We start from the raw sequence: 14,125 nt of genomic DNA on the forward strand, positions 1-14,125 counted from the left end.
ACATAGCCCATGGCAACGCACATGACGTCACCTTCATCAGACCCGAACGGCCCGCGTAAATCGGATCGCTGGATTCCGTGGTACTTCGTTGGCGGCTTTGCCATCATGTTGATCGCCAACATCTCGCTGATCACGTTTTCCATGACCAGTTGGAACGGCCTTGTCACCAAACACGCCTTTGAAGAAGGCAATAATTACAACGCTGCGATTTCCGGTGCGGCCCGTCAGGCCGAATTGGGTTGGCGCAGCAAACTTTCGATAAGCGGCGTCATCAATCAGAACGGCACCATTACCGTCCTGTTCCGTGACAAGGATTCCCAACCGATAACGGGTGCAAAAATGTCGGTGGTCATGATCCGATCAGATCGGGATGATTTGGACATGACCGTCCCCATGGCTGAAATTACGCCGGGCGAATACCGCGCCAGTGCCTCTTTCCCGGTTTACGGTCGCTGGCAATTGCGCACCATTGCCCACGCCATGGGCGATGACTACCAGACGGTCGAGAACGTCGTCGTTAATCCATGACCCAGACTTTCCTTTGTCGTCATTGCAATGAACCGGTAACGGCCATGTCACCCGCCGCACCAGATTTTTGCTGTGCGGGATGTGCCGGTGCATTTAAACTGCTTGGCGAACTGGGACTGTCTTCCTATTACAAGCGCCGTGCGATTGATCCGAAAATCCGTGCCTTGCGTCCGGATGAAGATGAAATCGCAAGCTTTGATTTCACGGATCTGGCCAGCACCGATGACGACAGAAACCATCATCTGAGTTTGATGGTCGACGGCATTCATTGTGCGGCATGCGTCTGGCTGATCGAAACCCTGTTACAGCGAAATGAAGCCGTTCTTTCTGCCCGCATCAACATGACAACCCGTCGCCTTCGGCTAAGCTGGCAGGATAAGCTTGAAGATATCGCGACACTCATTCGCCCGGTTCTTCAGATGGGGTATCGCCTGATCCCGTTTGACCCCACCGCCCTTGAACAGGCAACCGCATCGCGGAACAAGGAATTGCTGCGCTGTTTGGCAGTATCCGGGTTTGCAGCGGGGAATGTGATGTTGCTATCCGTCTCGGTCTGGGCCGGATATTTTCAGGGCATGGGTGGGGCGACCCGCGATCTGTTTCATTGGTTATCGGCCCTGATTGCGCTGCCGGCTGCGGCCTATGCCGGGATGCCGTTTTATCGGTCTGCCCTTGGCGCGATCCGCAATCGTCGGGTCAATATGGATGTTCCGATCAGTCTTGGTGTGATCCTTGCCCTGGGAATGAGTTTGGCGCAAACCATCCGAAGTGAACCCCATGCCTATTTTGACAGTGCAATCACGTTGCTGTTTTTCCTGCTGATCGGGCGTTATCTTGATGGCCGTGCACGCGGTCAGGCCCGGTCTGCTGCGGAACACCTTTTGTCATTAAATGCCCGCTCGATCACGGTGATTGAAGACGATGGCACGCGACGCCTGATACCCCCACAAAAAGCCGAACCGGGCATGATTGTCCTCACCGCTGCGGGCGAACGTATTGGCGTCGACGGCAAAGTCATTGATGGTCAGTCCGACATCGATACAAGCGTCATTAGCGGCGAAAGCATTCCTGTACTGACACGGCCCGGAACAAATGTATTTGCCGGGACCACCAATATTTCGGCCCCGTTGCGCATATGTGTTACCGCAACCGGCGGAGGCACCTTGCTGTCTGAAATTGTCCGTTTGATGGAAAACGCCGAACAGGGGCGGGCCAAATATGTTGCCATCGCCGATCGGGTCGCCAAATCATATGCCCCGGTTGTCCATCTGCTTTCCTTGGCAACATTTGCTGGTTGGTGGCTGATTGGTGGCCTGCCTTGGCATGATGCCTTGATGAATGCAATTGCCGTATTGATCATTACCTGCCCCTGTGCGTTGGCTCTGGCGGTCCCGGTTGTTCAGGTCATCGCGACCGGGCGGCTTTTACGCGCAGGTATTTTGGTGAAATCGGCAACCGCACTTGAACGGTTGACCAAAATCACCGGCGTTATTTTTGATAAAACCGGCACCCTGACCACCGGCAAACCCGAACTGGTCGGAAGCCCGGATGATAAAACCCTGATCCTTGCGGCAGAAATCGCGGCCAACAGCAATCACCCGCTGTCACGTGCCCTGCTTCGCGCAGCCGGCACCGTCGCACCACGGTCAAACGTCACGGAACATCCCGGTCAAGGACTGATCGCGCAGGACCCGACTGGCCCGATTCGTCTTGGCAGTCGTGATTTTTGCGGTGTTGCTGAAAATGCCGATCTTCCAAGCGGTATTGTCGGGCCGGAATTGTGGCTTGCAGAACCGGGCAAGGCGGCAACACGCTTTATCTTTCGCGATACACTCCGCCCTGACGCCAGAAGCGTGATTGGTCAATTACAATCACGGGGCTTTGATGTGGGTTTGCTGTCTGGGGATCGGGAAAGCACAGTACAACAATTGGCCGAAACGCTTGGCCTTGAAAATTGGCAGGCCCGCATGTCGCCAACCCAAAAGGCATCCCATATTCAGGCGCGCGCAGACCAAGGACAGTTTGATTTGATGGTTGGTGACGGGATCAATGATGCCCCGGCCCTTGCCTGTGCCCATGCATCCATGTCCCCCGCAACAGCCGCCGAAATTTCACAGAATGCCGCTGATATTGTCTTTCAGGGCGACAAGCTAGGTGCGGTGATTGAAGCAATTGATGTTGCCCGCACCGCAGACAAACTGGTACGGCAGAATTTCGCCCTGTCCTTTACCTACAACCTGATCACCATCCCGCTTGCGGTATCTGGTTTTGTCACGCCGCTGATTGCTGCGATTGCAATGTCGTCATCATCCTTGATTGTCATCGCCAATGCACTGCGCCTGCATTCAAAGCCCCAAGCGCCCAAAGACAGCAGCTTCGATACCATCGCCCAAACCACGCAACAGGCAGGAGCCTAATCGCATGAGCAACCTTCTCCTCCTGATCCCGATTGCGTTGTTTTTGGGTCTATTGGGTTTGGCCGCATTTTTATGGTCGCTTCGTTCCGGTCAGTTCGATGACATGGAAGGTGCGGCGAACCGCATCTTGTTTGACGATGAAGACGACACCATTTCTTCAAAGCCCAAGAAAATCAATAAACACGATAGTTAGAATAACTTGAATTCTCCCTACTTGATCGTATAGATTGATTGCTCCTTAGACTTAATCGGGTTACTAGTATCGGAGTCTGCTATGGCAGTCGGTCCTCAGCTTTGCGAAGCCTGTTCTATCAAGGACTTGACCTTCTGCTCGTCATTGCACGGGGCTGAACATGATCAACTACGTAAACTGTTGACCCATGTCCGGTATGATGGCCACAGCACCATTTTTCACGAAGCCGAAGAAGCCGATTACGTCTTTAACGTCACATCAGGAACGGTAAAGCTTTACAAGTTGCTGGGTGACGGTCGCCGTCAAATCACAGGCTTCCTGTTTGCCGGTGATTTTCTGGGTTTGGCGCTGAATACCAATTACAGCTATACCGCCGAGGCGATTGAACCTGTCAGTGTATGCCGATTCTCGCGTCAGAAACTTGAAAAGCTATTTGACGAGTTTCCGCATCTTGAAAAACGCATGCTGGGCATGGCGGTTGATGAATTGGCCGCGGCACAGGATCAAATGCTTCTTCTTGGTCGCAAGACTGCCAAGGAAAAGGTTGCTTCATTTTTGCTGATGCTGGCCCGTCGCCAAGAGCATCGCGGTGAAAGCAGTGACACCATCATTGTCCCGATGAGCCGATCAGACATCGCCGATTATCTTGGCCTGACAATTGAAACGGTGTCGCGCACCCTGACTCAGCTGCGCAAAGATGAAACCATTACGCTTAAAGATAACCGCCATATCGAAGCGGTTAGCTTGGACATACTAGAAGATCTTGCCGAAGGTTTGTGACTTTGTCGTGCACCTGCACACCAAAATCGCAAAAAAACAGAACCCCCTTCGAAAAAGTCTGATCGTTCCAGAAAAAGCACAACTTATTGGCCCAATTGCTTATTTCGCGATTGCGAAAAAACATTTCCCGCAAATGGTCATCATATTGTAAACATGATCGTACGCCCGACAGAGATCGGGCAGCCAATTCCGGTTTAACCGGGGGAGAAACGTCATGAGTGCCACCAGTAACAAGATGGGCCGGATGTCCGTCCCACAACTTCGCGCCCGCAAAGGTGCGGAACCGATTGTCTGCCTTACGGCTTACACCACCCCTATGGCCCAGCGCCTTGATGAACATTGCGACCTTCTGCTGGTCGGCGATTCATTGGGCATGGTTGTCTATGGAATGGAAAGTACCCTTGCCGTGACCGTCGATATGATGGTCAATCACGGTAAGGCCGTCATGCGCGGATCGAAAAATGCCTGTGTTGTTGTTGATCTGCCTTTTGGCAGCTATCAGGAATCCAAGGAACAGGCCTTCCGAACGGCATCCCATATTATTGCTGAAACCGGCTGTGCTGCGGTGAAGCTTGAAGGCGGTGCCGAGATGGCTGAGACCATCGCATTTTTGAACGCACGTGGAATTCCTGTGATGGCCCATATCGGCCTGATGCCCCAACAGGTCAACACCATGGGCGGGTTCAAAAGCCAAGGTCGCGGCGATGAAGCCGCGCAGAAAATGATCACCGATGCCAAAGCCGTTGCCAAGGCAGGTGCTTTTTGCGTTGTTGTCGAAGGGACGGTCGAGCCGGTCGCACGCACGATTACCGAAACCATTGATGTGCCGACAATTGGCATCGGTGCTTCGGTCGCCTGTGATGGTCAGGTTCTCGTCACCGAGGATATCCTTGGCCTGTTTTCCGACTTCACACCGAAATTCGTCAAACGGTATGCCAATCTTGGCGATGCCGTGTCCAAAGCCGTTGGTCAATATGCCGATGAAGTGCGCAACCGCCAGTTCCCGGCGGATGAACATTGCTTTAGCATTGCGAAAAAAGGTAAGTTGCGCGCGGTCTGATCCGATCAGGGTCTGAACCGCCGCGATTTCATGAAATTTTCGATACGACGATAAAGATGTCCCTTACGACTGTTCACACTGTCGCTGATTTGCGCGCGACTGTTGCCGCATGGCGCACTGACGGCCTTCGTGTTGCTCTGGTTCCGACCATGGGCGCGCTTCATGATGGCCATATCAGTCTGACCAAACTGGCCCGCGAACATGCGGATCGCGTGATCGTATCCATCTTTGTCAATCCGACCCAATTCGGCCCGACCGAAGATTTCAGCGCATATCCACGCACCCTGCCCGATGATCAGAAACGTCTTGATGCCAGCGGGGTGGAGCTATGCTTTGCTCCGTCTGTTGATGAAATGTATCCCGACGGCTTTGCCACCAAGGTCAGTGTCGATGGGGCGATGACCACTGTTTTATGTGGTGCGGCCCGCCCCGGTCATTTCGACGGCGTGGCGCAAATCGTCACCAAATTGCTGCTGCAAGCCTTGCCCGATTGCGCGATTTTCGGCCAGAAGGACTATCAGCAATTGATGGTCATTCGCCGGTTTAGCAAAGATCTGAACATCCCGGTCGATATCATCGGGGCGAAAATCTTGCGCGAAGAAGACGGCCTGGCCATGTCATCGCGCAACCGGTATCTATCCCCCGAAGAACGCGCAATTGCCCCGACCTTGAACCGTGTATTGGCCGAAATTACCGCCAACGCTGCCCAAGGTGCTGAACTTGGCCCCCTTTTGGCCAAAGGCCGCCAGGACATTCTGACCGCCGGGTTTAACCCGATCGATTACCTTGAAGTCCGCGATGCCGAAACCCTTGAACGGGTCGATGAAACCGTCACCAAACCCGCACGTATCTTTGTTGCCGCCCATCTTGGCAAGGCGCGCCTGATTGATAATCACGCGATTACTCCGGTTGATATTGCGGGTTAAATACCCGACCCTGCTGGCAGAATCGCCGATTGGGCACAAAATGACTCGAAAAGCGCAGAACATTGGGCTTTTGCGCCCAATATCGCTTGACTCCCTAAACCTGATCCAATAAACCCTCCCCACCACAGGTCGCCCAAAGGGTGCCTCCCCCAGTCCTCGAGTTTTCGAGCACTGGGTTTTAGTTTTTTGTGCGCATACGGTGGAAACACCGGTAACACAGACGGGATTTGGAATGTTTGAAGGACTAAGCGATCGCCTTGGCGGGGTTCTTGATAAGCTGCGCAAACGTGGCGCGCTCAAGGAATCCGACGTCAAGGAAGCCATGCGCGAAGTACGCGTCGCCTTGCTTGAGGCTGATGTTGCGCTGCCGGTCGTTAAAACCTTCATCACCAATGCAACCGAACGTGCAATTGGCGCGGATGTTCTCCGCTCGATCACGCCGGGCCAGATGGTTGTCAAGATCGTCCATGACGAACTTAAAAACATGCTGGGCGACGGCGAAGAGATCAATCTTGCTGCCACCCCGCCTGTTCCGATCCTCATCGTTGGTCTGCAGGGTTCTGGTAAAACCACCAGTTCCGCCAAGATCGCCCTGCATCTGACGAAAAAGCGCAATAAGAAAGTCCTTCTGGCATCGCTCGATATTTATCGTCCGGCCGCGCAGCAGCAGCTGAAGGTTCTGGCCGACGATAATGGTTTAGGCATCCTTCCGATCGTCATGGGCGAAAAGCCGGTCTCGATTGCCAAGCGCGCCATGGATATGGGCCGCAAGGAAGGCTACGACGCCGTTATTCTTGATACCGCCGGTCGCCTGCATATCGACATGGAACTGATGAGCGAAGTCGCCCAGGTCCGCGATGCGGTCAACCCGGTCGAGACGCTTTTGGTTACCGATGCGATGACCGGTCAAGACTCGGTCAATGTCGCCAAGGAATTTGCTGAAAAGGTCGGTATCACCGGTATCGTTCTGACCCGTGTTGACGGTGATGCACGCGGTGGTGCGGCTCTTTCGATGCGGCAGATCACCGGCTGCCCGATCAAGATGCTTGGTGTTGGTGAAAAAATCGACGAGATGGAAGCGTTCCATCCTGATCGTATTGCCAACCGCATTCTTGGCATGGGCGATGTTGTCAGCCTTGTTGAAAAAGCAGCCGAGAACATCAAGGCCGAAGACGCCGAGAAAATGGCGAAGAAACTTCGTAAAGGTCAGTTTGACCTGAACGATCTTCTTTCCCAGCTTAAACAGCTTCAGAAGATGGGTGATCTTTCCGGCATCATGGGCATGCTGCCGGGCATGGGCGCGCTGAAAAAACAGATGTCGCAGACCAAGCTTGATCCAAAACTTCTGACACACCAAGAAGCGATCATCCTGTCGATGACGCCAAAAGAACGTGAAAATCCGGCCCTGATCAAGGCATCGCGCAAAAAGCGTATTGCGGCGGGTTGTGGTCTGTCTGTTCAGGATGTGAACAAGCTCCTGAAACAGTACCAGACCATGTCCACCATGATCAAAAAAATGGGCAAGATGGGTAAAAAGGGTCTGTTTGGCGGCATGCCAAAAATGGACCCGGCAATGCTTGAGGGCGGCGACATGCCAGACCTTGGCAATCTGCCAAAAGGATTAACCGGTGGCGGTGGTGGGTTACCACCCGGCTTTCCGGGATTGGGGGGCGGCGGTGGCATGCCTCCTGGATTTCCGGGGTTCGGCAAGAAGAAATAGCCAAACCCCCGGTTCTTAAAGAAGGTTCTTGAAGAATTTCTCTTAGGGACCAAAACCGGCCGACAAAGCCGGCGATAAAGACTGAGTGAATAGGCCTCTCGGGGCCATGATTTAGAAGACTACAACCCAAGCTGAAAGGAACTTATCCGAATGGCTGTTAAGATTCGTCTTTCCCGTGGCGGTGCCAAAAAGCGTCCGTACTACCGTATCGTAGTTGCTGATGCCCGTGCTCCGCGTGACGGCAGCTTCATCGAGCGTGTCGGGACCTATGACCCGATGCTCCCGAAAGAATCTGACACCCGCGTAACCTTCAAAGAAGAGCGCATCAAATATTGGCTGTCTGTTGGCGCACAGCCAACCGATCGTGTTGCACGTTTCCTGGGCAAAGCTGGCCTTGCTGACGCGTTCAAACCGACCGAACAGCCGCAGAAGTCTGCTCCGAAAGCGAAAGCTCAGGAACGTCTTCGTGAGAAAGCTGAAAAAGCTGAAGCTGCTGCTGCCGCTGCTGCGGAAGCCGCTGCCGAAGCAGCAGCACCTGCTGAAGAGGCTGCAAGCGAGTAATCGCTGAACGCACGCTTTGATCAGATACCGGAAAACTTGTGAACCGAAATGGCTGATACCCGCAAATCCAAAAACGACGAAGCTTATGTCTGCGTCGGCATGATTACCGCCCCTCACGGGGTGCGTGGTGCCGTGCGCGTCAAAAGCTATACCGTCGACCCGGATAACCTTGTCGGTTATGGCCCGTTGTTCGATGCCAAAGGCACCTTGAAATACAAGTTGTCTCCTGTCGGACATGTCCGCGACCAGCTGATCGCCAAGATCGAAGGCGTAGACGATCGGGATGCTGCCGAACGGCTGCGGGGAACCAAGCTTCATGTACCGCGGACGGCACTGCCTGAAACGATAGACGAAGACGAATTTTATCTTGCTGACCTTGTTGGTCTGACCGCCTACCACATTGATGGTTCGCTGTTCGGGACCGTACGGGGTGTGGCTGATTTTGGCGCTGGCGACGTAATCGAAGTCGCGCTTGAAGAAGTCCGGGGCAAGGTTGTCGTTCTTCCGTTTACCAAGGAAGCAGTACCAGAGGTGGTTCTTTCGGAACGCAAGCTGGTGGTAAATCCGCCCGAGGGGCTACTGCAGGATGAGGAAGGACCGGGCAATCGTACCCGTCGTCCCAACAAGTCCCGCAAAGACTCTCAGGCCGACCGCGATTCTTCTGATGCCGTTACTGCTGATGCAGTAGGCGCGGAAAACGCGACCGGCAGCGGGAAGGAGGCCTGATCGATGTCTGTGTGGCAGGCAAAAGTTGCAACTCTGTTCCCGGAAATGTTCCCGGGCGTACTTGGTCAGTCTTTGGCTGGTCGTGCGCTTGAGAACGGGATCTGGTCGCTTGATGTCAAAGACATCCGCGATCATGCAACCGACCGCCACCGCACTGTAGACGACAACCCATTTGGGGGCGGGGCCGGTATGGTCATGCGCCCGGATATTGTCGACGCCGCCCTGTGTGAATTGCGTGCATCTGCACCGCAATTACCGCTGATTTATCTCAGCCCGCGGGGAAAAGTGCTGAACCAGAAACGTTGCCGCGAATTGGCAGCGGGCCCGGGTGCCATCCTGCTTTGCGGTCGTTACGAAGGTATCGACCAACGGGTTCTGGATGAACATCAGGCCGAAGAGGTCAGCATCGGTGATTACATCCTCATGGGCGGCGAACTGCCGGCCATGGTCCTGATTGAATCGTGCATTCGCCTTATCGAAGGAACGGTCAATACGATCGCTTCCGTAGATGAGGAAAGCTTTGAAACCGGGTTGCTTGAATATCCGCATTACACGCGCCCGGCCAATTGGAACGGACGTGACGTGCCGGAGATCTTGCTTTCCGGTCATCATGCCAAGGTACAAGCCTGGCGGCATGCACAGGCAGAAGAAATTACTCGTGAGCGACGCCCGGACCTTTGGGACCGGTATGTTGCAAACGGGAACATCAAAGAGGGTTAAACCATGACCAACATCATCCAGCAGCTCGAGAATGAGCAGCTCGACAAAATCGTTGCGCAGCGTGAAGTTCCTGAATTCGACGCCGGTGATACCGTTCGTGTACACCTGAAAGTCGTTGAAGGTACCCGCGAGCGTATCCAGCAGTTCGAAGGCGTTTGCATCGCCATTAAGAACCGTGGCCTCAACTCTGCTTTCACCGTGCGTAAAATCGCATCGGGCGAAGGCGTTGAGCGTATTTTCCAGACTTATTCCCCGGCAATCGACAAAATCGAAGTCGTTCGCCGCGGTGATGTACGTCGCGCGAAACTTTACTACCTTCGTGGCCGTACCGGTAAATCTGCACGTATCGCCGAGCAGACCACCGGCCATAAAGGCAAACTGACCGCTGCAGAACGCACCAAAAGCAAGAAGTAATTCTTGGCGTTCCGACACGTCGGAATAATAAGCGGGCTCACCTTCGGGTGGGCCCGTTTTCTTTTGGCATGTTGTCTTGTCTAAAGATCGACAGTTGCATGTCTCTACCTACAAACGCCTGCCCGCCCTGAAGCGACTTACAATAGGTCACGACCAAGGGATCAGATTTGCTCTAAAACACGCTATGCGTGCATTATAGCGAATCGTTGTGTTTCCGCTTTATTTCCAAAGCCCCGCGGAAACCTTTGCATATTTCCATCAGCTTTCATTATATCAGGTATCTCTTACTTATAATGAATCCCGACGAATTGGCTACTATGGGATGCTGTTTTCCTGCCGACTCTATTTAAGGATGTGATCCTTGGAAAAACACGCGCTCTGCGCCTTGCGATTTAAGGGCCGAGGTGTATAAAGGCACTCCCGCGGCAAAAACGATCAAACCCGCGTGGTTCTGGATAATAAAATTTCGCAAACCGGATGAAGCCGGTTGCGTCGGAGAAAACGCCAAAGTCCGTCCCGCCCCTTGGGTGTGACTTCCTTTCGGTCCTTCTTCGCGACATCCAAAATCACATTCACCGGATGATTGTTGCTGCTCAAAAGATCGATATTTTATGAGGAGGTCGAGATGGGTGCACCTAAAACCCTTTTTGACAAGATTTGGGAAAGTCATGTAGTCGACACGCAGGATGATGGTACCTGCTTGATTTATATTGACCGTCATCTCGTCCACGAAGTGACCAGCCCTCAGGCCTTTGAGGGTCTTCGCAATTCCGGCCGCAAAGTGCGCCACCCTGAACTGACCCTGGCGGTTCCTGATCACAACGTTCCGACGTCTGATCGTTCCCAGGGCATCAAGGAAGAAGACAGCCGCATTCAGGTCGAAACGCTTGACCAGAATGCGCGCGACACTGGCATTCATTACTTCCCGATGGCTGACCTGCGTCAGGGCATCGTGCACATTGTCGGCCCGGAAGAAGGTTTCACCCTTCCTGGTGTGACAATGGTTTGTGGTGACTCGCACACCTCCACCCATGGTGCCTTCGGTGCGCTGGCATTTGGTATCGGCACCTCCGAAGTTGAACATGTTCTGGCAACCCAGACCCTTGTTCAGAAACCGGCTAAAAACATGCTGGTCAAAGTCGAAGGTGAACTGCATCCGGGCGTAACGGCCAAGGACATCACCCTTGCCATCATCGGCCGTATCGGAACCGCTGGTGGTACCGGTTACGTGATCGAATATGCCGGTTCGGCCATTCGTTCGCTGTCGGTTGAAGGCCGCATGACCGTTTGTAATATGTCGATCGAAGGTGGCGCACGCGCAGGCCTGATCGCACCGGACGAAAAAACCTTTGAATATATCAAGGGCCGTCCGATGGCACCAAAAGGTGCCGCATACGAGCAGGCTGTTGAATACTGGAAAACCTTGCCGTCTGACGAAGGTGCACATTACGACAAGATCGTCGAAATGGATGCCGCAGACATCGTTCCGCAGGTTACCTGGGGCACCAGCCCGGAAGACGTCGTTCCAGTCACCGGCAAAGTACCATCACCGACCGACGGCAAAGACGCTGGCAAACAAAAAGCCATTGCCCGTTCACTGGAATATATGGGCCTGACCGCAGGAACACCGATTGAAGACATCAAGATTGATCGTGTCTTTATCGGATCTTGCACCAATGGTCGTATTGAAGATTTGCGTGCTGTTGCCGTTGTCGTCAAAGGCCACAAGGTTTCTGAAACCGTCAATGCAATGATCGTTCCGGGCTCTGGTCTTGTCAAAGAACAGGCAGAAGCCGAAGGTCTGCATGAAATCTTCATCGAAGCAGGTTTTGACTGGCGGGAGCCGGGCTGCTCGATGTGTCTGGCAATGAACCCGGACCGTCTGGAACCGGGCGAGCGTTGCGCTTCGACCTCGAACCGTAACTTCGAAGGCCGTCAGGGCCGCGGTGGTCGTACCCACCTGGTCAGCCCGGCCATGGCTGCAGCTGCTGCAATCACCGGTCATCTGACCGACATTCGTAAATTCGGTTAAGGAAAGAATCCCATGGCCGAACAGGCATTGATCAATTTCCGCGAAAGCGCGCCCCGCATGGGACGCGCACCGGTGCTCGAGCACCTTTTGCCACAGCTCACCGGGATTAACCTGCCCGACTTTGTCGCGCAGGAACTCGACGCGACCGAAGAATTGATCGAAGCACTGGGTCTGGCCTGGGAAACTGGAAGCAAGGGATAAGACAATGGATAAATTCACCAAGCTCACCGGCGTCGCAGCACCGCTGCCGATGATCAATGTCGATACCGACATGATCATTCCCAAACAGTTCCTCAAGACCATCAAACGTTCGGGCCTTGGCAAGAACCTGTTTGATGAAATGCGCTACGATGACAATGGCAACGAAATCCCTGATTTCGTTCTGAACAAGCCAGCCTATCGCAATGCACAGATCCTTGTATCTGGCGATAATTTCGGCTGTGGTTCGTCACGTGAACATGCACCTTGGTCGCTGCTTGATTTTGGCATTCGCTGCGTGATTGCGCCAAGCTTCGCCGACATTTTCTATAATAACTGCTTTAAAAACGGCATCCTTCCGATCCGTTTGCCGCAGGAAGATGTCGACAAGCTGATGGCTGATGCCGAACGTGGTGCCAATGCCACCGTGACCATCGACCTTGAAAAACAGGAAATCTCTGGTCCGGACGGCGGCTGCATCAAGTTTGAAGTCGAAGCCTTCCGCAAGCATTGCCTGCTTAATGGCCTTGATGACATTGGCCTGACCCTGCAGAAGGGCGATGCCATCGATAGCTTCGAAGCCAAGCGCGCTGCATCGCAGCCGTGGCTGTCGCTTTAATTCAAAAGGGGCGGTGAACCCGGTGTTTGCCGCCCTTTTTCTATCCTTACGGGCTAAGCGGCCCGAAAATATCTGGGAAGGAAGCTTTTATGACCACCACCAAAAAAGTACTGATGCTGCCGGGCGACGGAATTGGCCCGGAAGTGATGCGTCAGGTTCAGCGCGTCATGGACTGGATGGCGAAAAAACGTGATGTGAATTTCGAGATCACCGAAGGCCTGATTGGCGGTGCTTCGATCGATGCGCATAACAACCCGCTGACCGACGAAACCCTTGCCGATGCAATGGCGGCGGATGCCGTTCTGCTCGGTGCTGTTGGTGGTCCGAAATGGGATAACATTCCGTTTGATATCAAACCGGAACGCGGTCTTCTTAAAATCCGCAAGGAAATGGGCCTGTTTGCCAACCTGCGCCCTGCGCTTGTGTTTGATGCACTTGTTGGTGCCTCGACCCTGAAAGAAGACATCGTCAAGGGTCTTGATATCATGATCCTTCGCGAACTGACCGGCGGCATCTATTTCGGCCAGCCACGCGGCATCGAAGAACGCGATGGTGTGCGCACCGGCTTTAACACGCTGGTTTATTCCGAACCGGAAGTCGAACGCATTGCCCGTGTTGCTTTTGACATGGCCATGAAACGCGACAAGCGCCTGTGTTCTGTCGACAAAGCCAACGTTCTGGAATCCACCGTTCTGTGGCGCGAAGTTGTCGAACGTGTTGCCAAAGACTTCCCGGAAGTCGATGTCAGCCACATGTATGTCGATAACGCCGCCATGCAGCTGGTTCGTAACCCGAAACAGTTCGACGTGATGGTCACCACCAACATGTTTGGCGACATTCTGTCCGATTGTGCTGCAATGTTGACCGGATCGCTTGGCATGCTGCCATCTGCATCCCTTGGTGCTGCAGATGCCGCTGGCAAACGCAAAGCGCTGTATGAGCCGGTACATGGTTCGGCCCCGGACATTGCCGGTCAGGACATTGCCAACCCGCTGGCAACCATCCTGTCATTCGCCATGATGCTGCGCTATTCGTTCGATATGGGCGAAGACGCAACCATGATCGAAACTGCTGTTCAGAACGTCCTTAAGGGCGGCCTGCGTACCGCAGACATCATGCAGGACGGCATGGCCAAAGTTTCGACCACTGTGATGGGCGAAGCCCTGATCAACGAACTCGACAAGCTTGCTTAATCGTTCGTTCTGAACTTTGAAGTTCAAAAGGCCGGGTG

The 14,125-nt window shown here is 53.9% G+C and carries 15 protein-coding genes; all 15 read left to right on the plus strand.

Annotation, left to right across the window (positions count from 1 at the left end; genetic code table 11):
- The first annotated feature begins 9 nt into the window (after positions 1–9).
- The gene (locus RIC05_RS13090) at positions 10–528 is read left to right on the plus strand and encodes a FixH family protein (RefSeq protein ID WP_350048295.1); all 519 of its coding nucleotides are present in this window, start codon (positions 10–12) and stop codon (positions 526–528) included.
- The gene (locus RIC05_RS13095; RefSeq protein WP_350048293.1) at positions 525–2,945 is read left to right on the plus strand and encodes a heavy metal translocating P-type ATPase metal-binding domain-containing protein; all 2,421 of its coding nucleotides are present in this window, start codon (positions 525–527) and stop codon (positions 2,943–2,945) included. Before RIC05_RS13090 ends, RIC05_RS13095 begins: the two co-directional genes overlap by 4 nt.
- Before the next feature lie 4 nt (positions 2,946–2,949).
- Entirely contained in the window at positions 2,950–3,138 is a 189-nt protein-coding gene (gene ccoS / locus RIC05_RS13100) for a cbb3-type cytochrome oxidase assembly protein CcoS (RefSeq protein WP_350048291.1), read from the plus strand.
- 81 nt (positions 3,139–3,219) lie between these two features.
- Positions 3,220–3,918 (plus strand): cyclic nucleotide-binding domain-containing protein, encoded by a 699-nt coding sequence (locus RIC05_RS13105; protein ID WP_350043161.1) that lies wholly within the window; start codon positions 3,220–3,222, stop codon positions 3,916–3,918.
- 214 nt (positions 3,919–4,132) lie between these two features.
- Positions 4,133–4,978 (plus strand): 3-methyl-2-oxobutanoate hydroxymethyltransferase, encoded by an 846-nt coding sequence (gene panB, locus RIC05_RS13110; RefSeq protein WP_350048289.1) that lies wholly within the window; start codon positions 4,133–4,135, stop codon positions 4,976–4,978.
- Positions 4,979–5,034: 56 nt separating this feature from the next.
- The gene (gene panC, locus RIC05_RS13115; protein ID WP_350048287.1) at positions 5,035–5,904 is read left to right on the plus strand and encodes a pantoate--beta-alanine ligase; all 870 of its coding nucleotides are present in this window, start codon (positions 5,035–5,037) and stop codon (positions 5,902–5,904) included.
- Positions 5,905–6,136: 232 nt separating this feature from the next.
- Positions 6,137–7,624 carry a signal recognition particle protein gene (ffh, locus tag RIC05_RS13120; RefSeq protein WP_350048285.1) on the plus strand — a complete coding sequence of 496 codons (1,488 nt, stop codon included), beginning with the start codon at positions 6,137–6,139 and terminating at the stop codon, positions 7,622–7,624.
- A 150-nt stretch (positions 7,625–7,774) separates the two neighbouring features.
- A complete protein-coding gene (rpsP, locus tag RIC05_RS13125; protein ID WP_350043157.1) occupies positions 7,775–8,185 on the plus strand; it encodes a 30S ribosomal protein S16 in 411 nt (136 codons plus the stop codon).
- Between the two features lie 48 nt (positions 8,186–8,233).
- Positions 8,234–8,911: a ribosome maturation factor RimM gene (gene rimM / locus RIC05_RS13130; protein ID WP_350043156.1), complete on the plus strand. Its 678-nt coding sequence runs from the start codon at positions 8,234–8,236 to the stop codon at positions 8,909–8,911.
- Positions 8,912–8,914: 3 nt separating this feature from the next.
- Positions 8,915–9,631, plus strand: coding sequence for a tRNA (guanosine(37)-N1)-methyltransferase TrmD (trmD, locus tag RIC05_RS13135; protein WP_350043155.1), 717 nt, complete (start codon positions 8,915–8,917; stop codon positions 9,629–9,631).
- A gap of 3 nt (positions 9,632–9,634) precedes the next feature.
- Positions 9,635–10,045: a 50S ribosomal protein L19 gene (rplS, locus tag RIC05_RS13140; RefSeq protein WP_350043154.1), complete on the plus strand. Its 411-nt coding sequence runs from the start codon at positions 9,635–9,637 to the stop codon at positions 10,043–10,045.
- Positions 10,046–10,670: 625 nt separating this feature from the next.
- Complete coding sequence (gene leuC / locus RIC05_RS13145) at positions 10,671–12,077, plus strand: 3-isopropylmalate dehydratase large subunit (protein WP_350043153.1); 1,407 nt, start codon at positions 10,671–10,673, stop codon at positions 12,075–12,077.
- A gap of 12 nt (positions 12,078–12,089) precedes the next feature.
- A complete protein-coding gene (locus RIC05_RS13150; protein WP_350048283.1) occupies positions 12,090–12,278 on the plus strand; it encodes a hypothetical protein in 189 nt (62 codons plus the stop codon).
- Between the two features lie 4 nt (positions 12,279–12,282).
- Positions 12,283–12,894: a 3-isopropylmalate dehydratase small subunit gene (gene leuD / locus RIC05_RS13155; RefSeq protein WP_350043151.1), complete on the plus strand. Its 612-nt coding sequence runs from the start codon at positions 12,283–12,285 to the stop codon at positions 12,892–12,894.
- 89 nt (positions 12,895–12,983) lie between these two features.
- Complete coding sequence (leuB, locus tag RIC05_RS13160) at positions 12,984–14,087, plus strand: 3-isopropylmalate dehydrogenase (RefSeq protein WP_350043150.1); 1,104 nt, start codon at positions 12,984–12,986, stop codon at positions 14,085–14,087.
- Positions 14,088–14,125: the final 38 nt, after the last annotated feature.

It is taken from the genome of Thalassospira sp., from assembly GCF_040218635.1.
Taxonomy (GTDB): Bacteria; Pseudomonadota; Alphaproteobacteria; order Rhodospirillales; family Thalassospiraceae; genus Thalassospira.